General features: G+C 64.9%; 23 protein-coding genes. 11 read left to right on the top strand and 12 right to left on the bottom strand.

Going from position 1 to position 19,974, the window contains the following annotated elements; genetic code table 11:
- Positions 1-10 precede the first annotated feature (10 nt).
- The 3 genes from NKI01_RS04295 (at position 11) to NKI01_RS04285 (ending at position 3,023) form a co-directional block, all read left to right on the top strand.
- Positions 11-988: an ABC transporter permease subunit gene (locus NKI01_RS04295; protein WP_502896313.1), complete on the top strand. Its 978-nt coding sequence runs from the start codon at positions 11-13 to the stop codon at positions 986-988.
- Positions 989-1,073: 85 nt separating this feature from the next.
- The gene (locus NKI01_RS04290; RefSeq protein WP_023721388.1) at positions 1,074-2,012 is read left to right on the top strand and encodes an ABC transporter substrate-binding protein; all 939 of its coding nucleotides are present in this window, start codon (positions 1,074-1,076) and stop codon (positions 2,010-2,012) included.
- Positions 2,013-2,129: 117 nt separating this feature from the next.
- Complete coding sequence (locus tag NKI01_RS04285; RefSeq protein WP_352494078.1) at positions 2,130-3,023, top strand: sugar phosphate isomerase/epimerase family protein; 894 nt, start codon at positions 2,130-2,132, stop codon at positions 3,021-3,023.
- A 43-nt stretch (positions 3,024-3,066) separates the two neighbouring features.
- On the opposite strand, the gene NKI01_RS04280 is transcribed toward NKI01_RS04285, so the two are convergent.
- Both NKI01_RS04280 and NKI01_RS04275 read right to left on the bottom strand, forming a co-directional pair.
- Positions 3,067-3,522 (bottom strand): Crp/Fnr family transcriptional regulator, encoded by a 456-nt coding sequence (locus NKI01_RS04280; protein ID WP_023680480.1) that lies wholly within the window; start codon positions 3,520-3,522, stop codon positions 3,067-3,069.
- Between the two features lie 195 nt (positions 3,523-3,717).
- The gene (locus NKI01_RS04275) at positions 3,718-4,401 is read right to left on the bottom strand and encodes a response regulator transcription factor (protein WP_023721386.1); all 684 of its coding nucleotides are present in this window, start codon (positions 4,399-4,401) and stop codon (positions 3,718-3,720) included.
- 144 nt (positions 4,402-4,545) lie between these two features.
- On the opposite strand from NKI01_RS04275, the gene NKI01_RS04270 reads away from it, so the two are divergent.
- The gene (locus NKI01_RS04270) at positions 4,546-5,082 is read left to right on the top strand and encodes a L,D-transpeptidase family protein (protein WP_352962098.1); all 537 of its coding nucleotides are present in this window, start codon (positions 4,546-4,548) and stop codon (positions 5,080-5,082) included.
- A gap of 76 nt (positions 5,083-5,158) precedes the next feature.
- On the opposite strand, the gene NKI01_RS04265 is transcribed toward NKI01_RS04270, so the two are convergent.
- Positions 5,159-5,404, bottom strand: a complete 246-nt coding sequence (locus tag NKI01_RS04265; protein WP_023721384.1) for a hypothetical protein — start codon at positions 5,402-5,404, stop codon at positions 5,159-5,161.
- Positions 5,405-5,566: 162 nt separating this feature from the next.
- Here NKI01_RS04265 and gcvA point away from each other — a divergent pair, with 162 nt between their 5' ends.
- Positions 5,567-6,487 (top strand): transcriptional regulator GcvA, encoded by a 921-nt coding sequence (gcvA, locus tag NKI01_RS04260; protein WP_352961989.1) that lies wholly within the window; start codon positions 5,567-5,569, stop codon positions 6,485-6,487.
- A 25-nt stretch (positions 6,488-6,512) separates the two neighbouring features.
- Here gcvA and NKI01_RS04255 read toward each other — a convergent pair whose 3' ends face one another.
- The 6 genes from NKI01_RS04255 to tsaD all read right to left on the bottom strand — a co-directional run bounded on the left by NKI01_RS04255 (position 6,513) and on the right by tsaD (position 10,616).
- Positions 6,513-6,932: a DUF1761 domain-containing protein gene (locus tag NKI01_RS04255; protein WP_023721382.1), complete on the bottom strand. Its 420-nt coding sequence runs from the start codon at positions 6,930-6,932 to the stop codon at positions 6,513-6,515.
- 48 nt (positions 6,933-6,980) lie between these two features.
- Positions 6,981-7,637, bottom strand: coding sequence for a class I SAM-dependent methyltransferase (locus tag NKI01_RS04250; RefSeq protein ID WP_352861567.1), 657 nt, complete (start codon positions 7,635-7,637; stop codon positions 6,981-6,983).
- The gene (locus NKI01_RS04245; RefSeq protein WP_352494080.1) at positions 7,634-8,059 is read right to left on the bottom strand and encodes an EVE domain-containing protein; all 426 of its coding nucleotides are present in this window, start codon (positions 8,057-8,059) and stop codon (positions 7,634-7,636) included. The genes NKI01_RS04250 and NKI01_RS04245 overlap by 4 nt, the downstream gene beginning before the upstream one ends.
- 135 nt (positions 8,060-8,194) lie before the next feature.
- Positions 8,195-8,491, bottom strand: coding sequence for a YciI-like protein (locus tag NKI01_RS04240; RefSeq protein ID WP_352961986.1), 297 nt, complete (start codon positions 8,489-8,491; stop codon positions 8,195-8,197).
- Positions 8,492-8,517: 26 nt separating this feature from the next.
- A complete protein-coding gene (locus tag NKI01_RS04235; protein WP_352961983.1) occupies positions 8,518-9,519 on the bottom strand; it encodes an NAD(P)H-dependent glycerol-3-phosphate dehydrogenase in 1,002 nt (333 codons plus the stop codon).
- 11 nt (positions 9,520-9,530) lie between these two features.
- Positions 9,531-10,616 carry a tRNA (adenosine(37)-N6)-threonylcarbamoyltransferase complex transferase subunit TsaD gene (gene tsaD / locus NKI01_RS04230; RefSeq protein WP_031194644.1) on the bottom strand — a complete coding sequence of 362 codons (1,086 nt, stop codon included), beginning with the start codon at positions 10,614-10,616 and terminating at the stop codon, positions 9,531-9,533.
- A gap of 106 nt (positions 10,617-10,722) precedes the next feature.
- Here tsaD and hemC point away from each other — a divergent pair, with 106 nt between their 5' ends.
- The 6 genes from hemC to NKI01_RS04200 all read left to right on the top strand — a co-directional run bounded on the left by hemC (position 10,723) and on the right by NKI01_RS04200 (position 17,128).
- Positions 10,723-11,649: a hydroxymethylbilane synthase gene (hemC, locus tag NKI01_RS04225; RefSeq protein ID WP_023721376.1), complete on the top strand. Its 927-nt coding sequence runs from the start codon at positions 10,723-10,725 to the stop codon at positions 11,647-11,649.
- A gap of 1 nt (position 11,650) precedes the next feature.
- Positions 11,651-12,367: a uroporphyrinogen-III synthase gene (locus NKI01_RS04220; RefSeq protein WP_352961980.1), complete on the top strand. Its 717-nt coding sequence runs from the start codon at positions 11,651-11,653 to the stop codon at positions 12,365-12,367.
- A 367-nt stretch (positions 12,368-12,734) separates the two neighbouring features.
- Positions 12,735-14,249 (top strand): COG4223 family protein, encoded by a 1,515-nt coding sequence (locus NKI01_RS04215; protein WP_352961977.1) that lies wholly within the window; start codon positions 12,735-12,737, stop codon positions 14,247-14,249.
- A gap of 8 nt (positions 14,250-14,257) precedes the next feature.
- Positions 14,258-15,874, top strand: a complete 1,617-nt coding sequence (locus NKI01_RS04210) for a heme biosynthesis protein HemY (protein WP_023721373.1) — start codon at positions 14,258-14,260, stop codon at positions 15,872-15,874.
- Positions 15,875-15,913: 39 nt separating this feature from the next.
- Complete coding sequence (locus tag NKI01_RS04205; RefSeq protein ID WP_352481012.1) at positions 15,914-16,393, top strand: tellurite resistance TerB family protein; 480 nt, start codon at positions 15,914-15,916, stop codon at positions 16,391-16,393.
- A gap of 18 nt (positions 16,394-16,411) precedes the next feature.
- Complete coding sequence (locus tag NKI01_RS04200) at positions 16,412-17,128, top strand: glutamine amidotransferase (RefSeq protein WP_352961974.1); 717 nt, start codon at positions 16,412-16,414, stop codon at positions 17,126-17,128.
- Positions 17,129-17,210: 82 nt separating this feature from the next.
- Here the strand turns inward: NKI01_RS04200 and NKI01_RS04195 are convergent, their stop codons facing one another.
- The 3 genes from NKI01_RS04195 to NKI01_RS04185 all read right to left on the bottom strand — a co-directional run bounded on the left by NKI01_RS04195 (position 17,211) and on the right by NKI01_RS04185 (position 19,968).
- On the bottom strand, positions 17,211-18,452 hold the full coding sequence (locus NKI01_RS04195) for an MFS transporter (protein ID WP_352641260.1): 1,242 nt from the start codon (positions 18,450-18,452) through the stop codon (positions 17,211-17,213).
- A 182-nt stretch (positions 18,453-18,634) separates the two neighbouring features.
- Positions 18,635-19,099 (bottom strand): Ros/MucR family transcriptional regulator, encoded by a 465-nt coding sequence (locus NKI01_RS04190; protein WP_023721369.1) that lies wholly within the window; start codon positions 19,097-19,099, stop codon positions 18,635-18,637.
- Positions 19,100-19,263: 164 nt separating this feature from the next.
- Complete coding sequence (locus NKI01_RS04185) at positions 19,264-19,968, bottom strand: ROK family protein (protein WP_023721368.1); 705 nt, start codon at positions 19,966-19,968, stop codon at positions 19,264-19,266.
- Positions 19,969-19,974 lie beyond the last annotated feature (6 nt).

Below are 19,974 nucleotides of genomic sequence, written 5' to 3'. Positions count from 1 at the left end.
GGCCGACACGATGAAAGCGGACGACCGGGCGGTGGGCAGGAGCACAAGGTGGCGCACCGCCATCGCTGCGCTCGGCATGCTGCCGATCCTGATTCTGCTGGCGGTCGGCTTCCAGTTCATCAACCCGCGCTTTTTCACCCAGACCAATCTGCTGATCGTCATGCAGCAATCGTCGATCAACATCGTGTTGGCGGCCGGCATGACCTTCGTCATCCTGACCGGCGGCATCGACCTGTCCGTCGGCTCGATCCTTGCCGCCTCGGCGATGGTGGCGGTGATGGTGTCGCTGGTGCCCGATTGGGGACTGCTGGGCGTGCCGGCGGCCATTCTCGTCGGGCTCGGCTTCGGCGTCATCAACGGCCTGCTGATCGCCTACATCAAGCTGCCGCCCTTCATCGTCACGCTGGGATCACTGACCGCCGTGCGCGGCGTCGCCCGGTTGCTTGGCCAGGACACGACGGTGTTCAACTCGGACCTGCCGTTCGACTTCATCGGCAACGGTTCGCTGTTCGGCGTTCCATGGCTGGTCATCATCGCGCTGGCGGTCGTGGTGCTGTCCTGGCTGGTGCTCAAGCGCACCGTGCTTGGCACCTGGATCTACGCCGTCGGCGGCAACGCCGAGGCCGCCAGACTGACCGGCATCAAGGTGCCGCTGGTGCTGCTCTTCGTCTACGGCGTTTCCGGCCTTCTGGCCGGCCTTGGCGGCGCCATGTCGGCGGCCCGGCTCTATGCCGCCAACGGGCTGCAGCTCGGCCAGTCCTACGAACTCGACGCCATTGCCGCGGTCATCCTCGGCGGCACCAGCTTCGTCGGCGGCGTCGGCTCGATCTGGGGCACGCTGATCGGCGGCCTGATCATCGCCGTGCTGTCAAATGGGCTCATCCTCGCCGGTGTTTCCGACATCTGGCAGTACATCATCAAGGGATTGGTCATCATCGTGGCGGTCGCCCTCGACCGTTACCGGCTCCAGGCAGGAGCAAGAACGTGATGGCCCTTAGTCGCCGGCGTCCATCGAGCCGGTTTCATGTGTAACGCACCGTGAGAGGCGCGGGCATCAGGAGGAAAATAAAACAATGAAGATCATCGCTAAACTGCTCTGCGGCGTCGCCCTTGCAGCCGCCGTCATCGCGCCGGCATCGGCCAAGGACCTGAACAAGGTCGGCATCTCGGTCGGCCTGCTCGGCAACCCGTTCTTCGTCGCCACCATCAAGGGCATCGAGGACGCGGCCAAGAAAATCAACCCGAATGTGCAGGTGACATCGGTATCGGCCGACTACGATCTCAACAAGCAGGTCTCGCAGGTCGATTCCTTCATCGCCGCCGGCGTCGACGTCATCATGCTCAATGCCGTCGATGCCAAGGCGATCGCACCGGCGGTGAAGAAGGCACAGGCGGCCGGCATCGTCGTTGCCGCTTTTGACGTTTCGGCGCCGGGCGCCGACGTCACCGTGATGACCAACAATGTCAAGGCCGGCGAAGAGGCGTGCCAGTATCTGGTCGACCATACCGGCGGCAAGGGCGACTACGTCATCCTCAACGGCCCGGCCTCGTCGTCGATCCTGGAGAGGGTCAAGGGCTGCAAGGACGTGCTGGCAAAACACCCCGACATCAAGGTCCTTTCAGACGACCAGAACGCCGAAGGCTCACGTGACGGCGGCTTGAAAGTGTTCCAGTCGCTGCTGACCCGTTTCGACAAGATCGACGCGGTGTTCGCCATCAACGATCCGACGGCGATCGGCGCCCAGCTTGCGGCCAAGCAGCTCAACCGCTCGGAGTTCATCTTCACGGCGGTCGACGGCGCGCCCGATATCGAGAAGGAACTCGCTTCCGGCACGTCGATGATCAAAGCCTCGGCCTCGCAGGATCCCTATGTGATGGCCGGCCAGTCGCTGACGATGGCGGCTGACCTGCTTGCCGGCAAGAAGCCGGCCGAGCCGACGGTGCTGCTCGACCCGAAGCTGATCACGGCCGACAATTTGAAGGATTACAAGGGCTGGACCGCAGCTCGCTAAACCTCCCACGCCTGGTGCGGCCGGTTTGACCGGCCGCACCTTTTTTGTCTGAGCAACGGATTGCCAAACACCGATTTGGACTTGGGTCCGCTACTGCTGGAATAACCGGAGACAATCATGTCGCGCATCGGAATCCACTCATTCGTCTGGTCGGCGAGCTCGACGCAGAGCGATCTCGAGCGGACGCTGGCCAACACCAGCGAAGCCGGCTTCGACCTGATCGAATTCTCCTATCTCGACCCCGCCAATGTCGACATTGACGGCTTGGCCAAGCGGATAGCCGATCTCGGCCTCGGCGTCGCGATCAGCATCGGACTGCCGGCCGACGGCGATATTTCGAGCGCCGACAAAACGATTGCGGCGCACGGCGTCGAAATCCTGAAACGTACGATCGCGCTGACTCGCGATCTCGGCGGCCAGAAGGTTGCCGGCATCCTCAGCACCAGCCACGGCTTGCAGAGCGAGGCGCCGACGCGCGACCAGTGGAACCGCAGCGCCGGCACGCTTGCCGAGGTGGCGGAGACGGCAAAGTCAGCCGGCGTCACCCTCAACCTCGAGATCGTCAACCGCTTCGAAAGCAACCTGCTCAACACCGCCGCGCAAGGCATGGCCTTTATCGAGGACAGCGGCTCCGACAACATCTTCCTGCATCTCGACACGTTCCACATGAACATCGAGGAGGCCGATGTCGGATTGGCCATCCGCAACGCCGCAAAGAAAATCGGCTATGTCCATATCGGCGAGAGCCATCGCGGCTTCCTCGGCACCGGCAATATCGATTTCGCCGGGATATTCGATGCGCTGACCGCTATCGGCTACAGCGACGACCTCAGCTTCGAATCCTTCTCGTCGGAAATCGTCGACGAGAACCTGTCGCGGAAAACCGCGATCTGGCGCAATCTGTGGACCGACAATATGGAGCTGGCCAAACATGCGCGCCGCTTCATTGCGCTCGGACTGGAGACGGCGCGGCGCAAGGCCGAGCTTGTTTCCGCAACGCACCGGCCTTGAGAACTCGCAAATTCCGAAATCTGGTTAAACCAGAGGCGCTACATTAGCCGGCAAAACGCGGCCCAAGTTCCTCGATCCGGCGGATCATCGCCTGGAAATCCTCCAATATGCGCTGGTGCAAGTGAACCGCCAGCTCCGGGTATTCCTCGAGGATGCGGCGGAACATCTTGCGGCTGAGCCGCAGCACTTCCGAATCGATTTCGGCGGAGGCGCTGGTCAGCCGGTTGGTGTCGGCGATCAGCGCCAGTTCGCTGAGTATGGTGCCGGGACCGGCGGTGCCGATCGGGATGCGCTCCCCGTCGTGCTCGCGATAGAGCACGATGCGGCCGCTGACCACGATGTAGGCCGAATCAGCTTCGTCGTCCTCGCGATAAAGCTTGTGGTCGGCTTTCAGCATGGTGGTTTCGGCGCCGAAGGCGAGCAGACGCAGCTGTTCCTGCGTAAAGCCCTCGAAGAGCCTCACGGTGGACAGGATGCGGATGTCGTCATCCAGCGCCATCTAGCTATGTCCCCGAACCGTCAGTCCCACTCCTCCCTAGAGCGCCGCGCGGCCCCCGGACGCGCAAGGCGTTTCAAAAATCGGTTCCGCTCCTTGGACCCGATGCCTCCGCGAGTTCGATCCAGACCAACCTCCAGCTCAGGACCGTACCCGAAAAGCGCCCCGCCCGGATCGCTTATTTGAATAATGAAATGTTTAAGGAACCAGCTTGTAGCCGCCGCTTTCTGTCACGAGAATTTCCGCGTTGGAAGGATCGCGCTCGATCTTCTGGCGCAGCCGGTAGACGTGGGTTTCGAGCGTATGCGTGGTGACGCCGGAATTGTAGCCCCAGACTTCCTCCAGCAGCACGTCGCGGGTCACCACCTTCTGGTCGGCGCGGTAGAGATATTTGATGATCGAGGCTTCCTTTTCGGTCAGCCGCACCTTGGCGCCGCGCGGGTCGATCAGAAGCTTCTGGCTGGGCTTGAACGTGTAGGGGCCGACCGAGAAAGTGGCGTCCTCGCTCTGCTCGTGCTGGCGCAGCTGGGCGCGAATGCGGGCCAGCAGCACGGCAAAGCGGAACGGCTTCGTCACATAGTCGTTGGCGCCGGCCTCGAGACCAAGGATCGTGTCGGAATCGGTGTCGTGGCCGGTCAGCATGATGATCGGCGCCTTGTAGCCGCCCTTGCGCAATATCTTCACCGCCTCGCGGCCATCCATGTCGGGCAGGCCGACATCCATGATGAGCAGGTCGATGAGCCCGCCGCGCGCCGCGGCGACGCCTTTGGCGGCGGTCGCTTCCTGCAGGACATCGAATTCCTCATAAAGCGACAATTGCTCGACAAGGGTGCCGCGCAGGTCGTCATCGTCGTCGACGATCAGAATGGTGCGTGAAGTCATGGATCAATCCGTTGTTTTGAAAAGAGATTTCAGTTGACCGCTGCCTGTTTATGCGGAAGCTGACCGGCACAACAGCCGTTCACAGTGATTTGTTCCGTGGCACGATCATACAAGAAAAAACACGATCGCAATGCAGTCGGCGCAATTTTGCCGAAAGGGCTCACCGTGCTCACCGTGCGCGCGCGGCCCGGCCATGCCAGCCAGGGCTTTCTACAGGCCGGCAAACTCGTGTTTCCATGTGCGCTGGGGCATGGCGGCATCTCGGCCGGCAAGCGCGAGGGCGATGGCGCCACGCCGCTCGCCTCGATGCGGATATTGTCGGGATATTTTCGCGGCGACCGTTTTTCCAGCGGCCGCCGGACGCGGCTGGCGATGACGCCGATCGGCCGCGACGTCGGCTGGTGCGAAGTGCCTGGGGACCGCAACTACAACCGCCCGGTCAAAATCCCCTATGGCGCCAGCCATGAGCGGATGCAGCGGGCCGACGATCTCTACGATGCTTGCCTGGTGCTGGACTGGAACATTGTGCCGCGCCGGCGCGGGCGCGGCAGCGCCATCTTCTTCCACCTGGCGCGCCCCGGCTTCACGCCGACGCAAGGCTGCGTCGCGGTAACAGCCCGCACCATGGCACGGCTGCTGCCGCTGCTGTCGGAGCGGACGGTGGTGAGGGTGGTAAGGTAAGGGAATAGGGGAATAAGGGAGTAGGGGAATAGGGCAGTAAAAGTAGAGACAGGGGCGGGCGCGCCGCTTAGCTCCCCTACTCCCCTACTCCCCTACTCCTTTGCCACCCTATGTCGAGAAGGCCGAGCCGGCCGAGTTCGCGGTCCATGGCGCGTGCGATGTCCTTGCGTTCGCTACCGATGTCGCGCAGCTGGCGATCGGAGAGATCCTCGACATTCTCGTAGGGAAGATTGGCCGCGATTCTCGCGTGCCGAAGCCAGTCGAGCACGGCGCGCAGCCAGGCCGGGCGGAGGGTTACAGAGCGCAGGGCGATGTCAGACATGGTGCAATCCGCTTCTCCGGACATCAAATCCGGTTTGATGTTTCTTCGATGCTCAGATCATGGCGGATTGAAATTCAAACGGGAAACGAGTAGTTTTTTCTGCATCTTCAAGTTTTGTTTGAGGATTGGAATGCTCGACCGAACCCTCCTCGTCTGGCCCTGATGGCGCGCCTGCTGCCTGGAACCCGTGCGCTGCGGACGCTGGAGGCGGCGGCCCGGCACCTCAATTTCACCCGCGCCGCCGACGAGCTCGGCCTGACGCCGGCAGCGGTCAGCCACCAGATCAAGGAAATCGAGGATCAGCTCGGCATCATGCTGTTCACACGCACCAGCCGCACAATCCGGCTCACCGAGGCGGGTGCGGTGCTGTTCGAGGCCTCGACCGACGCGCTCGACCTGCTTGGCCGCGCGGTCTCACGGGCGCAGAAGACGGCGCGCGGATCGGCGCTGCTGAAGGTCACCCTCGATGCGCAATTCGCGACGAAGTGGCTGATGCGGCGCGTCGACGATTTTCGCAAACAGCATCCGGCAATCGAGCTGCGCTTCGATATCAGCTATGAGGTGCGCGATTTCGACCGCGACGATGTCGATGTCGGCATCCGTTTCGGCGCCGGCAAATATCCGGGGCTTCGCTCGCACCGGCTGTTCGAAAACGTCATCATTCCCGTCTGCAGTCCGGCCTTGCTGCGGTCAGGGCCGCCGCTCAAGGAGCCACGCGACCTGTTCCATCATACGCTGGCGCATATCGAGTGGTCGCGCCAGGGCGTCACCTGGCCGAACTGGAGCATGTGGATGGCGGCGGCGGGCGTCGACGATTTCGACGACAGCCGGACCATCGTGTTCGGCAATTCGACGGATGCCGTGCAGGCCGCGCTCGACGGCAACGCGGTTGCGCTCGCCGATTTCGCCATGGTGGCAAACGACCTTTCGGAAGGCCGGCTGATCCGGCCGTTCGAACTCGGCATCAAGGTCGCGCCCGAGTTCGCCTATTTCCTGGTCTATCCCGAAAATGCGGCGAACGATCCACGCATCGTCGCCTTTCGCGATTGGCTTCTCGAGGAAGTCGCCAAGACCCCAACCTAAAGGTCAGCCTGTCGCCGCCTAAAGGTCAGCCTGTCGCCGCCGCGCCGAACCAGCCGATCACCGCGCCGATGAGAAGCATCACGCCGAGCCAATGGCCGACATCGATGAGCGTCAGATCCCAGCCGAAACCTTCGTAGCGATGGTTGACCGAAAGCGTCGTGGCGACGAACCCCAGCCAGAGAACGAAGCCGAAGATCACCCCGGCAAGCAGGCTCGGTTCGCCGCCGGTCACTGCGCCGATGATCAGCGACATGACCAGCGCCATGACAAGCTCCGCGACGAAGGAGACGACGAAGGGCAGCATCGACTTGCTCATCGTCGCCGGATCAAGCTTGGCGGCCTTCAGCCACGGCTTGCTCAAGCCCATATACCAGGCCGCGCCGAACAGCCACGCCACCACGGCGGCGACGATTACCGCCAGCCAATTGATTGCTGAAAAATCCATGATTCCCTCCGGTCGATTGCGCGATGGAACGCCTGTTCGGCGATGCCGTCAAGCAAGGCACCAGACGGTGGTGCGCTTGACCTCGGCGTCCTCCAGCGCGCGGGTTACCGCCACTTCGTAGACGGCAAGCGGTTCCAGCCCGGCCTTCGGCAGATAGGAGCGGCCGGGATCGCCGACGAGGATGTCGGCGCCGCGCGCCTTCAACGCCGCGAACCACGGCATCAGCCTGTCGGCGAAAGCTTTGTCGTAGAAGACGTCGCCGGCCAGCACCAGATCCCAGCCCGCATCGGTGCCGATGCAGTCGCCGGCGAGGAATTCTATCTCGACGCCATTGGCCTCTGCATTGAGGCGGATCGCGGTCGCGCAGAACGGGTCGATATCGGCGGCGATCACCTCGGCAGATCCGGCCATCACTGCTGCAATGGCGACAAGGCCGGAGCCGGAGGCGAAGTCGAGCACGCGCCTGCCGCGCACCGCAGCCGGATTGTCGAGGATGTAGCGGGCAAGGCCTTGGCCGCCGGCCCAGGCGAAGGCCCAGAAGGGCGGTGGCAGGCCGATTTCGCTCAGCTCATCCTCGGTCCGCTGCCACAATTCATGCGCCTCGTCGGCCAGCTGCAGGCGTATCTCCGGCACATGCGGCGGCGCCATCAGCGCCGTGTTGTCGAGGATGAATTTCTTGGCGCTGTCCGGCGTCAGCGCCGTCATGGCGCCGGCGTCAGTCCGCTCATGCGGCAGACCTCCTGCCATTCGGCAGGCGTCACCGGCTGCACGGACAGCCGCCCGAGCCGCACCAGCGCCATGTCGGCCAGCTTTGGATTGGCCTTGGCCTGTTCCAGCGTCACCGGCTTCGGCATGTCCTTGAAGGCGCGGATATCGACGCACTCCCAGCGGGGGTCGTCGGTCGTGCTGTCCTGATGGGCCAGAGCGCAGATTTCGGCGATGCCGACTATGTCGAGCCCGTCATTGGAATGGTAGAAAAAGCCGAGATCGCCGATCTGCATCGCCTTCATGTTGTTGCGCGCCGCATAATTGCGCACGCCGTCCCATTGCGTGCCGGCCTTGCCCTTGGCCTTGAGGTCCTCGAAGGAGAAGACCGAGGGTTCGGATTTGAACAGCCAGTAGTTCATTGTCTTGCTCCTCCTCAGGTGCCGCCGCGACTAAAAGCGCGTAGCGTTCGACCGGCGTCATGCGACGCGCTTCAGGTTCTTGTTTTATGCATGTCGTTATCACAAAACCGCTGCACACTTTTGCGCGACATGCATTTAGATACCCGCCGGTTTGTTGAAGCTCCAGTTCCACTGCCGGATTTCGACGCTTTCGAACAGCCCTGCCTTGGTATAGGGATCGGCCGCCGACAGGGCTTTTGCCGCAGCCAGATCGGGCGCCTCGACAACGACGAGGCTGCCGTTCGGCTTGCCGTCGGCGTCGAGGAACGGGCCGGCGAAGGCCAGTTTCTTGTCGCCGTTCAGCCCTTCCAGAAAGGCAATGTGCTCGGGCCGCGTATCGAGCCGCACCTGCAGATTTCCTGGCTTGTCCTTGCAAATCAACGCAAACAGCATCTTTCCATCTCCGCAATCGTTCGGGATTACATGTCGGTTTCGGTTTTGAGCGGCCTGGTCATCAACGCCGACACAGCCTGGTCTATGGTGACGGTGCCGTCCAGTATGGCGGCGACGGCGGCGATGATCGGCGCGTCGATCCGGCGCTCGCCGGCGATGCGGGCGGCGATCGCCGCCGTCGGCACGCCTTCAGCCAGAGGCAGGCCGGCAAGCGGCTTGCCTTGCCCGAGCGCCAGGCCATGAGCGAAATTGCGCGACTGGGCGGACGAGCAGGTGAGCAGCAGGTCGCCGAGGCCGGAAAGCCCCATCAGCGTCTCCGGCTTTGCGCCGAAGGCGGCACCGATGCGGCGCAATTCGACGAAGCCGCGCGTCACCATTGCGGCCTGGGCGCTGGCGCCGAGCCCGGCGCCGGTAACGGCACCCGCGGCGATGGCAAAGACGTTCTTCAGCGCGCCGCCGATCTCGACGCCGATCAGGTCGTCGCTCCAATAACAACGCAGGTTTTCAGCCGAGAAACGGGCGGCAAGGTCGGTGGCCAGAGCCTCGTCGCGGGCGGAGACCACCACGGCCGTGGGCAGGCCCCTGGCGACGTCGGTGGCAAAGCTTGGGCCGGACAAAGCGGCGACCGGATTTGCCGGCAGGATTTCCTCGGCAATGGACGACAGCAGCGCGCCGGTGTCGCGCTCGATGCCCTTGGCGCAGAGCACCAGCGGGACGCCTTTCGGCACATGGCTGGACGCGGCCGTCAGCATGGCGCGCAACGATTGCGCCGGCGCCACCGCCAGCACGCAGTCGGCGTCGGCGAGAGCCAGTTTGATGTCACTTGTCGCCGCGATGCCGGGATCGAGCGCGATGCCGGGCAGATAGCGCGGATTTTCGCCACGGTCGATCGCCGCGACGGTCTCCGGGTCGCGCGCGAACAGCCGGACCGAATGGCCGGCGCGCAGCATGGCCAGCGCCAGCGCCGTGCCCCAGGCACCGCCGCCAAGCACGGCGACACGCCAGCCGGCGCTGGCTTTGCGCGTCATGGCTTTGCTCGTCACGCCTTGGCCCCGCGCCGGCCAGAGCCGACCATCGGGGCCGAGACGCTGTCCAGCGGCCAGCGCGAGCGCGGCACGAAATCGGCGGCGTTTTCGCCTGATATGCCGGCGCGCAGCCGCTCGATGCCGGCCCAGGCGATCATCGCCGCATTGTCGGTGCAGAGATTAAGCGGCGGGGCGACGAAGCTGAACCCGGCCTGTTCGCACAGCGCTTGCAATGTCGCCTTGATCGTCCGGTTGGCGGCGACGCCGCCGGCGACAACCAGCGCAGGCTCGGCCTTGTCCGGGAATTGCTGACGGAATCTGGTCAGCGCCCGCGAAACACGGTCGCCGAGCGCATCCGCCACCGCCGCCTGGAACGAGGCGCAGATATCGGCGACGTCCTGGTCGCTCAGCGGGGCGATCGCGGATGCCGCCTGGCGCACTGCGGTCTTGAGGCCGGAAAAGGAAAAATCGGGCTGCGCCGAGCCCTTCATCGGGCGCGGAAACGCAAAACGGGCCGCATCGCCATTTGCCGCCGCCTTCTCGACATTCGGTCCGCCCGGATAGGGCAGGCCGAGCATCTTGGCCGTCTTGTCGAAGGCTTCGCCAAGCGCGTCGTCGATGGTCGTCGCCCAGCGCTGGTAGTCGCCGACGCCGCGCACGGCGACGATCTGGGTATGGCCGCCGGAAACCAGCAGCAAGAGGTAGGGAAAGTCGAGCCCGTCGGTCAATCTGGCCGTCAGCGCGTGGCCTTCGAGATGGTTGACGGCGATCAGCGGTTTTTTAGCTGCAGCGGCGATTGCTTTTGCCGTCATCAGGCCGACGATCAGCCCGCCGACAAGACCGGGACCGGCGGTGGCGGCAATCGCATCGATGTCGGCGAGGTCGACGCCGGAATCGGCCAGCGCTGCCTCGATGATGCCGTCGAGCGCCTCGACATGGGCGCGCGCGGCAATCTCCGGCACGACGCCGCCGAAAGCGGCATGCTCCTCGATCTGGCTGAGCACGATGTTCGACAGGATTTGCGGCGTGCTGCGACCGTCCAGCGCCACCACGCTGGCGGCGGTCTCGTCGCAACTCGTCTCGATGCCCAGAACGCGGATCAATTCGTCGCTGTCTCCAAGGATTGTACGGCCTGCCTTTCCCCGATAGGAGGAAGCCGGAAAGACGGACCTCGATCCTGCCGGGGGTTATCACGGACGGCGCGCCATGCAAACAACCTTGAAAATCGGAACACGCGGCAGCCCGCTGGCATTGGCGCAGGCGCATGAAACGCAGGCGCGGCTGATGACGGCGCATGGCATGCCGGCCGAGGCGTTCGAGGTGGTCGTCATCTCGACCAGCGGCGATCGCATCCAGGACCGGCCGCTGTCGGAAGCTGGCGGCAAGGGCCTGTTCACCAAGGAGATCGAGGAGGCGTTGCTGGCGCGGCGCATCGACATCGCCGTGCATTCGTCGAAGGACATGCCTACGCTGTTGCCCGAGGGGCTGGAACTGGCCGCCTTCCTGCCGCGCGAGGACGCACGCGATGCCTTCATCGGCAAGGCGGCGCGAACGATTGCCGGCCTGCCGCAAGGCGCCAGGGTCGGCTCGTCGTCGCTCAGGCGCCAGGCACTGATCCGGCGGATGCGGCCGGACATCGACGTGGTGATGTTTCGCGGCAATGTGCAGACGCGGCTGCGCAAGCTCGACGAAGGCATCGCCGACGGCACCATCCTCGCCTATGCCGGGCTGAAGCGGCTCGGGCTCGAAAATGTCGTCACCGACCTGATGCCGCTCGACGTCTTTCCGCCGGCGCCGGGGCAAGGCGCGATCTGTATCGAGAGCCGCATCGGCGACCGCGACGTGGAAGCGATGCTGGCGGCAATCCACGACGTGCCGACCGGCCAGGCGCTGGCCTGCGAGCGCGCCTTCCTGGCGGCGCTCGACGGCTCCTGCCGCACCCCGATCGCCGGCCATGCGACGATATCCGGCGCAACGGTTTCCTTTGCCGGGCTGATCATCTCGCCCGATGGCACGCAGTCGCATGAAGTCAGGCTGGAAGGGCCAGCGCAGGAGGCGGCGCGCATTGGCGCGGAAGCCGCCGCGACCGTTCGGGCCAAAGCCGGCGAAACATTCTTCGACGGCTGGACCTGACATGCTCCGCGTCCTGGTGACGAGACCCGAACCGGGCGCCTTGCGCACGGCGCGCCGGCTTGCGGATGCCGGCTTTCAGCCGATCCTGCTGCCGCTGACCGAAACGGTGGCGCTGCCCGTCGACGTCGGCGCGGTCGCCGATGCGGCTGCGGCGGTCGCGGCCACCAGTGCCAACGGCGTTCGCCATGCGCCGAAAGAGGTCATCGCGGCGCTCGCCGGCTTGCCGTGCCACACCGTCGGCAGGAAGACGGCGGAAGCCGCCCGCGCGGCCGGGTTTCTGTCGGTCAGCGAAGGCCCAGGGAATGCCGAGGCGCTGGCCGATGCGCTTGCTGGTGGTTACGCGGGGCAGACCATCGTCTATTTCTGCGGGCGGGTGCGCTTTCCGGGCTTCGAGGAGCGGCTGCAGGCGGCGGGCGCTCAGGTCCGCGCCGTCGAGACCTACGACACCGTTGTGCTGGATTACTCCGACGAGGCCGTGCTTGCGCGCCTGTCCGCCCGGCCGGTCGAGGCGGTGCTGCTCTATTCGGCCAAGGCGGCCATGGCGATGCAGGCCCTGGCTGGCCGGCCGGCGCTGCGCGGTTTTTTTGAAGAGACGCGCTTTTTCGCATTGTCGGGACGTATTGCCGCGGCCTTGGATGATGCCGCTGGCGAAAGGATCCGGATAGCGCCCCAACCAAACGAGGACGCGCTGCTGGGACTTTTGCGGGCGCGGCGCTGACCGGCATCCGCCTGTTCCGGACGTTGGCATACCTCCTGCCGGCATCCTCAATTTATTCCGCAGCAGGCGCTGTCGGCAGCTTGGCGGGCAGCCACCAACCTGAGACAATTGCGCTCGGGCACATTTTGTTCTTGCTTTGTGCCGGCAGCTATGCTAATAATTTCAGCATGGTGCTGATTCGCCCCAACGACCCGCCGCCGAGGCGGGTTTTTCATTTCTGGTTCCGCATGCCGTGTCCCAAAACCGCTGCGGCGTTTTGCCAAAACTGAACTCCAAGCCGTGGCGTCATCACGCCGCCCCTTTTCACCGCTTGGTGATGTGCTAGACCCTTCAAACCATCCCGAAGCGAATTTTGCGGAGCCCGAGCATGGTCAAGACGCCGAAGATGCGGCATTCCAAGAGCCGCCGTGAGCCGGTGACCATCGATCTCGAGCCCGGCGCCGTCTCGCGAGTCGCCGACGAACAGGATGCCAGCTCGCAGCAGCCGGCCGCGGCGCAGACCTACGAGGCGCGGGCCGAGGAAGCGGCGAACGCATCGCAGCCGGAGCCGCCTGAGGAGCCGGTGCATGCCGACCAGACCGATCTCGAACCATGGGAACATGCCGACGCAGCCGCGCGGGCCGGCACGCAAGAGCCGACGGACGCAGGCGCCGATTCTGCCAGGGAAGCGGAAATCCCTTATCCGGCCGGTTCGGATGCGCCGGTCGGTCGCTTCACGGCTTCCGACTACAGTTTTGAGGATGCATCCGCCAATGTCCACGCAACCGAGGCCAACAGACCGGGAATACCAGGTTCCGGCGAGACAACAGCCCGGATGAGGGACGAAAACATGGCAGCGCAGCCGAAGCGGAGCGGCATCAACGGCATCGCCGCCGGTATTGTCGGCGGCGTCATCGCGCTGGCCGCCGCCGGCGGGCTGCAATTTGCCGGCCTGCTCGGGGCGCCGGGGTCGGGCGGCGTGTCGCTCGACCCCGTCAATAGTGAGATCGCTTCGCTGAAACGCGAGGTCGCGGACCTCAGACAGGCCGACGCCAACAATGACGCATCAGCCAAGGTGGACGGGCTGTCGTCGGCGCTGGATCAGGTCAGGGCGGACGTCACGGCGCTCAAATCGGCGGTCGAGCAAGGCGGCGCCGGCGACAATGCCGGGCTGGCCGCACTTGGCGACAAGGTCCGGCAGATCGAGACGGCGGTCGCGGGCCTCGGCAAGGCCGGCGGCACGGCGCCGGTCGATCTCGGGCCGCTCAACGAAAGGCTGGCCGCGCTCGACGCGCTGGTGAAATCGGCCGGCGAGACGGCAAAGGCGCAGGAAGGCCGGCTTGCGGCGCTGGAACAGTCGGTTTCACAGCTCTCGGGCAAGGTCGATGCACAGGCTTCGCAGCCGAAGATCGCGCTGGCCATTGCCGCCTCGGCGCTCAAGGCAGCGCTCGACCGCGGTGCGCCGTTCGCGACCGAACTCGAAACCTTTGCCGCGATCTCACCCGATGCACCCGAGATCGCGACGCTGCGCGCCTATGCCGAAAAGGGCGTCCCAACGCGCGCCGAGATCGCCGCCGAAGCGGACGCCACCGCCAACGCCATGGTCGCTGCCGCGACGCCTGTCGACCAGAATGCCGGCATCCTGCAAAAGCTGCTGTCGAGCGCCGAATCGCTGGTCAAGGTCAGGCCGATCGGTGCGGTCGAGGGCGCCGGCGCCCCGGAAACCGTCGCCCGCATGGAGGTCGCCGTCAATCAGGGCGACTACGCCAAGGCGCTCAGCGAATACGAAACGCTGCCTGAAGCGGCCAAGGCCGCCGGCGCCGACTTTGCCGGCAAACTGAAAGCGCGGATGGAGGTCGAGACGCAGATCGATTCGCTCATCGCTGGCGCGATGAAGGCGTGAGGAACCCGATGATCCGCATCCTCGCCTTCCTTGCCGTCGTCTTTGCGCTCGGGCTCGGGTTCGCCTGGCTGGCCGACCGGCCGGGTGAAATGCTCGTCACCTTCAACGGCTATCAATACCAGGTCAGCCTGATGGTCGCGGCGGTGGCGATCGTTGCCGTGGTTGCCGCGGTGATGATCGTCTGGTGGCTGGTCAAGGCGCTGTGGACCAGCCCCTATACGATCTCGCGCTATTTCCGCGTGCGGCGCCGCGACCGCGGCTATCAGGCGCTGTCGACCGGCATGATCGCCGCCGGGGCCGGTGACGGCGCGCTCGCCCGCAAGAAGACCAAGGAAGCGGCAAAGCTGATCCGCTCCGACCAGGAGCCGCTGATCCAGCTGCTCGACGCGCAGGCCTCGCTGCTCGAAGGCGACCATGAGGGCGCCCGCGAAAAGTTCGAGACCATGCTCGACGATCCCGAAATGCGGCTGCTCGGCCTGCGCGGACTGTATCTCGAAGCCGAGCGGCTCGGCGACCGCAACGCAGCCCGCCACTATGCCGGCCGTGCGGCGGCGGTGGCGCCGCAGCTGGCCTGGGCGGCCGAATCGACGCTGGAAGATCTGACCGGGCGTGGCGACTGGGATGGTGCGCTGAAACTTGTCGACGCCCAGAAGTCAACGCGGCAGATCGAGCGCGACGCCGCTAACCGGCGCCGCGCTGTGCTGCTGACCGCCAAGGCGCAGGCGCTGATCGACAGCGATGCCAATGCCGCCCGGACGGCGGCTCTCGAAGCCAACCGGCTGCGGCCGGATTTCGCGCCGGCGGCGGTCGCCGCGGCGAAATTGCTGTTTCGGCTGAACGACGTGCGCAAGGGCTCGAAAATCCTCGAGGCGGCGTGGAAGGCCGAGCCGCACCCGGAGATCGCCGAGCTCTACACCCATGCCAGGCCCGGCGATGCCGTGCTCGACCGGCTGAACCGGGCAAAGAAGCTGCAGGACCTGAAGAAGAACCATGCCGAGGCCTCGCTTGCCGTGGCGCGCGCCGCGCTCGATGCGCAGGACTTTTCAACCGCCCGCCGCGAGGCCGAAGCCGCCATCCGCATCGATCGCCGCGAAGGCGCCTATCTGCTGCTGGCCGATATCGAGGAGGCCGAGACCGGCGACCAGGGCAAGGTGCGGCAGTTGCTGTCGAAGGCGGTGAGAGCGCCGCGCGACCCGGCCTGGGTCGCCGACGGCGTCGTCTCCGACCGCTGGGCTCCGGTATCGCCGATCACCGGCAGGCTCGATGCATTCGAATGGCGAGCGCCGATGGAGCGGCTCGGCCAGTTGATCGACAGCGATGAGGATACGCAGGAGGCATCGGTGCCGGCAATTGCGGCTTCAGCCAAGCCGGTACAGGAAACAGCCGAGGCGATCGAGCACACAGCGGTTGCTGCCGAGACACCGGGCACCGCGACCGAAGCAAAGACCGAAAACCGTGCCGGCGAGGATCATGTGACACCGGTCGCCGCGGCGGCGTTTGCCGCGGTGCCGGACGATGCCGAAGCCGTCGAGCCGGCGCAGGAGTTGACGCGGCTGCCCGACGACCCCGGCGTCGACCCCGACGACGAGGCGGGTAAATCGACGCGCCGGTTTCGTTTGTTCTGATCCGGGTCGAGTGGACCCGGTCTTATTGGGAATGATTTGATGTTCGAACGCGTTCTGTCGTTTCTAAGGGACCTGCCGTCCGGTAGTGGCGCCAGCGCCAGCGCCGACGATCCGCGCGTTGCCGCATCCGCCCTCCTTTTCCACGTGATGAACGCCGACGGCGTGCGCCAGGATACCGAATGGGAACGGTTCAAGAAGGTGCTGGCGGAAAGCTATTCTATCAGCGGCGACGAACTCGATGCGTTGGCGGCTGCCGGCGAGCGGGCCGACAATGAGGCGATCGACCTTTACGCCTTTACCAGCGTGCTCAAGCGCCATCTCGACGCCGAGGCGCGAAAGGCCTTTATCGGCCTGATGTGGGAGATCGTCTATGCCGATGGCGAGCTGCACGAACTCGAGGACAATACCGTCTGGCGGGTCGCCGAGCTGATCGGCGTCGAACGCCGCGACCGCGTCGAGGCTCGCCTCAAGGCGGCGGCCGCGGCTCCTGGTGCTGCCGGAACGTCAAGCGACGAATAGACAGGATCCCGCCTTCCAATGCCGCCCAAGCCAAGCCCGAGACCAAAGATCCTGATCGTGCTGCATCAGGAGCATTCGACCTCGGGACGCGTCGGCCATATGCTTATCGAGGAAGGCTTCGATCTCGACATCCGCCGCCCGCCGCTCGGCGAGGCCTTGCCGCAGACGCTGGATGGCCATGCCGGCGCCGTGGTGTTCGGCGGGCCGATGAGCGCCAATGACGGCGACGAGTTCGTCCGCCGCGAGACCGACTGGCTCAAAATTCCACTCAACGAGAACCGGCCGCTGCTTGGCATCTGCCTCGGCGCGCAAATGCTGGTCAAGCATCTCGGCGGCAGGGTCGAGGGCCATGGCGAGGGCCTCGTCGAAATCGGCTGGTATCCGCTAAAGGCGACTGAAGCAGGCAGCAGGCTGATGCATTGGCCGGAGATGGTCTATCAGTTCCATCGTGAGGGCTTTTCGCTGCCGAAGGACGCGACGCTTTTGGCGACGGCCGAAACCTACCCCAACCAGGCCTTCCGCTATGGCGACAATGCCTGGGGCATCCAGTTCCATGGCGAATTGACCCGGGCGATGATGCAGCGCTGGGTGGTGCGCGGCGCCCATCGCTTCGAATTGCCCGGCGCGCAGCCCGGCCGCGACCATCTCGGTGGCCGGCTGATCTGGGACATGCACCTCAAGCGCTGGCTCGGCGAGTTCCTGCCCATGATTTTTGGCAAGCCGGCGCTGCGGTGAAGTCGGTGCATGTCGCCCAAAAGTGTGCAGCGGTTTTGGGAAAACGACATGCACAAACAAACGAACTAAAGCGCGTCGCGCTTTAGTTTCGCCCCCTGAGATGACGCACCTTGCGCAGCTGTGGGAACAGCACCGCCCATAGACCGGCGACAGCGATCGCGCCGACGCCGCCGACCACCACGGCCGGAACCGTGCCGATCAGCGCGGCCATGGTGCCGGCGCGGAATTCGCCGAGCTCATTGGAGGCGCCGACAAACACCTGGTTGACGGCGTTGACGCGGCCGCGAACGTCGTCCGGCGTCCACAGCTGGATCAGCGTCTCGCGGATATAGACGCTGAACATGTCGGTGGCGCCGAGCAGGGCAAGGGCTGCGATCGACAGCCAGGTGATGGTCGAGAGGCCGAACAAGACGGTGAACGCGCCGAACAGCGCAACGAAGCCGAGCATGACAAGGCCGGCATGGTTGCGGATCGGGTGTCCGGCCAGCCAGATGGCGACGCAGATGGCGCCGACGCCGGGCGCCGAGCGCAACAGGCCGAGCCCCCATGGGCCGAGTTCGAGGATATCGCGCGCATAGACCGGCAGCAGCGCCGAGGCGCCGGACAGGAGCACCGCGAACAGATCGAGCGAAATCGCGCCTAGCACGATCTTTTCGCTCCAGATATAGCCGAAGCCGGCGAACAGGGTCCGTACCGTCGGTCTGTCGGTCCGGCTGCGCTGGGCGGGCTTCGGGATGGTGAAGATCAGCACGGCGGCGATGAGCATCAGCGCGGCCGCGGTGGTGTAGGCGGCTTCGGCCGAAAGCCCGTAGAGCAGACCGCCGGCGACCGGCCCGACGATGGTTGCCGTCTGCCAGGCGGACGAGTTCCAGGCGATGGCGTTGGCGAAATCCTCGGGCGGCACCAGATTGGCGAACAATGATGACGAGGCCGGCCCGAAGAAGGCGCGCGCGATGCCGAACATGGCGAGCACGATGAAGACCGGCATCGGCCCGGAGAGGCCGCGCAGCGTCAGCAACAGAAGCGCCAAAGCGCAGCCCGCCTCGACCAGCACCGCCAGCGCCATGATCAGGCGGCGTCCAAAACGGTCGGCAACGTCGCCAGTGACCAGCACCAGCAGCAGCGAAGGCAGGAACTGGACGATGCCGACAAGCCCAAGGTCGAACGGGTCGCGGGTCAGATCGTAGATCTGCCAGCCGACGGCGACCGACACGATCTGGGTGGAGAATGTCGAGAGGAAGCGCGCCGCCCAGTAGCTCAGGAACGGCCGATGGCGAAAGGCGGCATAACGCTGGTCAGGCGGTACTTGGGATTCTGTGGTCATGGATCAGGCCCCGTGGCGGCGATGTCGGCCGGCGGGGCACTTCCACGATGGGCGCTGGTCCGGCCAAGAGAGCCTTTAGCGCAGTTCAGCGCAGGGCGCGCGCAAAAATCCGGCCTGGATCAACAATTTCCGCTCCGCCGGGCGTTGCCGCTGGCGGAGCGACCGGACCTGCTCCGAACGCTTTAGGCCGTCGCCTTGGCCTTCCTGCCCCTGCCCTTGACGGGCGCAGGCGGGGCGGCCTTGCGGCCGAGACCGATTGCCTTGGCCAGCTGCGAACGCGAGGCCGCGTAGTTGGGGGCGACCATCGGGTAGTCGGACGGCAGGCCCCATTTGGCGCGATAGGCGTCGGGCGTCAGCCCGAAATGGACGCCGATATGGCGCTTCAAGGATTTGAACTTCTTGCCGTCCTCGAGACAGATGATGTAGTCCGGCGTCACCGATTTCTTGGGATTGACGGCAGGCGTCAGCGGCGCGGCGACCGGCACTGCCGGTTGCCCGAGCCCGCCTATGGAAGCGCTGACGCTGGCGATGAGATCGCCGAGGCCGGAAGCCGGCAAGCGGTTCTTCTCGACATATGCGGACACGATATGGGCGGTCAGCTCAAGCAGGTCGATGTCTTTGCGAGCGTTGTTGTTGTCGTCGGTCAATCTATTTCTCCGTCCGTGGGGGTCGCAGAAATTCCTAGTCGGCAAATCTGCGCAATGCAATGACGCCGCACCACGTCACACATTATTTTGAATAATAATACTAACGGCAGCGCGGGATTAACAACCCTGAGCCGGTGCTCGATAATATCAGACAATCAGCAATATCAGATAATCAGGGATTTGTCGCGCCACAGTCGAAATCCGCCCTCGAAGGCGCGTGTATTGTCGCCGCGTCTGCAATCGGCGGGCAAGTCGGCGAGTTCCTCGACATTGCCGCCGCCGATGACCACGTAATCCGGCTGCATGGCGGCGCGAAGCCGGTCGACCACGTCAAAGACGTGTTTGCGCCATTTCTTCTTGCCGCGCTTTTGCAGGCCGCGTTCGCCGACATAGTCTTCGAAACTGCCGCGCTTCTTGTAGGGAAGATGGGCAAGCTCCATCGGTTGGGCGACGTTGTCGACGATCATCGCGGCCCCGAGGCCGGTTCCGAGGCCGAGGAACAGCATGCGGCCGCCTTCATAGCTGCCGACGGCCTGCATCAGCGCATCGTTGACGACCTTCACCGGTTTGCCGAACTCAGCGGCGAAATCGCAGCCGACCCAGCCCTTGCCGAGATTGGCGGGTTCGGTGAGCGGCCGGTTGTGGTGCACCGGACCCGGATAGCCCATCGAGACGACATCGTATTGCAGCCCTTCGGCCAGCGTCTTCACCGCCGCGACCATCTGCTGCGGCGTCAGCTCCGGTCCGGAAGCGGTCTTGCGCTCGTCGCCGCCGGCGCTGGTGCGGATCTTGACGTGCGAGCCGCCGATATCGATCGCAAGCACGATCTTTTCGGCGTCGGGTGCCGGTCGCTTCACCGCTTTGGCCATCGCTTT

It is taken from the genome of Mesorhizobium sp. M0815, assembly GCF_040319995.1.
GTDB lineage: Bacteria > Pseudomonadota > Alphaproteobacteria > Rhizobiales > Rhizobiaceae > Mesorhizobium.
The sequence above is the reverse complement of the archived record's forward strand: the minus strand, read 5'-3'. Positions and strand labels throughout refer to the sequence as shown.

Bases quoted from the DNA above. Each gene is read 5' to 3' on its own strand.
- NKI01_RS04295 (WP_502896313.1), top strand. From the start codon at position 11: ATGAAAGCGGACGACCGGGCGGTGGGCAGGAGCACAAGGTGGCGCACC.
- NKI01_RS04290 (WP_023721388.1), top strand. From the start codon at position 1,074: ATGAAGATCATCGCTAAACTGCTCTGCGGCGTCGCCCTTGCAGCCGCC.
- NKI01_RS04285 (WP_352494078.1), top strand. From the start codon at position 2,130: ATGTCGCGCATCGGAATCCACTCATTCGTCTGGTCGGCGAGCTCGACG.
- NKI01_RS04280 (WP_023680480.1), bottom strand. From the start codon at position 3,522: ATGGCGCTGGATGACGACATCCGCATCCTGTCCACCGTGAGGCTCTTC.
- NKI01_RS04275 (WP_023721386.1), bottom strand. From the start codon at position 4,401: ATGACTTCACGCACCATTCTGATCGTCGACGACGATGACGACCTGCGC.
- NKI01_RS04265 (WP_023721384.1), bottom strand. From the start codon at position 5,404: ATGTCTGACATCGCCCTGCGCTCTGTAACCCTCCGCCCGGCCTGGCTG.
- gcvA (WP_352961989.1), top strand. From the start codon at position 5,567: ATGGCGCGCCTGCTGCCTGGAACCCGTGCGCTGCGGACGCTGGAGGCG.
- NKI01_RS04255 (WP_023721382.1), bottom strand. From the start codon at position 6,932: ATGGATTTTTCAGCAATCAATTGGCTGGCGGTAATCGTCGCCGCCGTG.
- NKI01_RS04250 (WP_352861567.1), bottom strand. From the start codon at position 7,637: ATGACGGCGCTGACGCCGGACAGCGCCAAGAAATTCATCCTCGACAAC.
- NKI01_RS04245 (WP_352494080.1), bottom strand. From the start codon at position 8,059: ATGAACTACTGGCTGTTCAAATCCGAACCCTCGGTCTTCTCCTTCGAG.
- NKI01_RS04240 (WP_352961986.1), bottom strand. From the start codon at position 8,491: ATGCTGTTTGCGTTGATTTGCAAGGACAAGCCAGGAAATCTGCAGGTG.
- NKI01_RS04235 (WP_352961983.1), bottom strand. From the start codon at position 9,519: ATGACGCGCAAAGCCAGCGCCGGCTGGCGTGTCGCCGTGCTTGGCGGC.
- hemC (WP_023721376.1), top strand. From the start codon at position 10,723: ATGCAAACAACCTTGAAAATCGGAACACGCGGCAGCCCGCTGGCATTG.
- NKI01_RS04220 (WP_352961980.1), top strand. From the start codon at position 11,651: ATGCTCCGCGTCCTGGTGACGAGACCCGAACCGGGCGCCTTGCGCACG.
- NKI01_RS04215 (WP_352961977.1), top strand. From the start codon at position 12,735: ATGGTCAAGACGCCGAAGATGCGGCATTCCAAGAGCCGCCGTGAGCCG.
- NKI01_RS04210 (WP_023721373.1), top strand. From the start codon at position 14,258: ATGATCCGCATCCTCGCCTTCCTTGCCGTCGTCTTTGCGCTCGGGCTC.
- NKI01_RS04205 (WP_352481012.1), top strand. From the start codon at position 15,914: ATGTTCGAACGCGTTCTGTCGTTTCTAAGGGACCTGCCGTCCGGTAGT.
- NKI01_RS04200 (WP_352961974.1), top strand. From the start codon at position 16,412: ATGCCGCCCAAGCCAAGCCCGAGACCAAAGATCCTGATCGTGCTGCAT.
- NKI01_RS04195 (WP_352641260.1), bottom strand. From the start codon at position 18,452: ATGACCACAGAATCCCAAGTACCGCCTGACCAGCGTTATGCCGCCTTT.
- NKI01_RS04185 (WP_023721368.1), bottom strand. From the start codon at position 19,968: ATGGCCAAAGCGGTGAAGCGACCGGCACCCGACGCCGAAAAGATCGTG.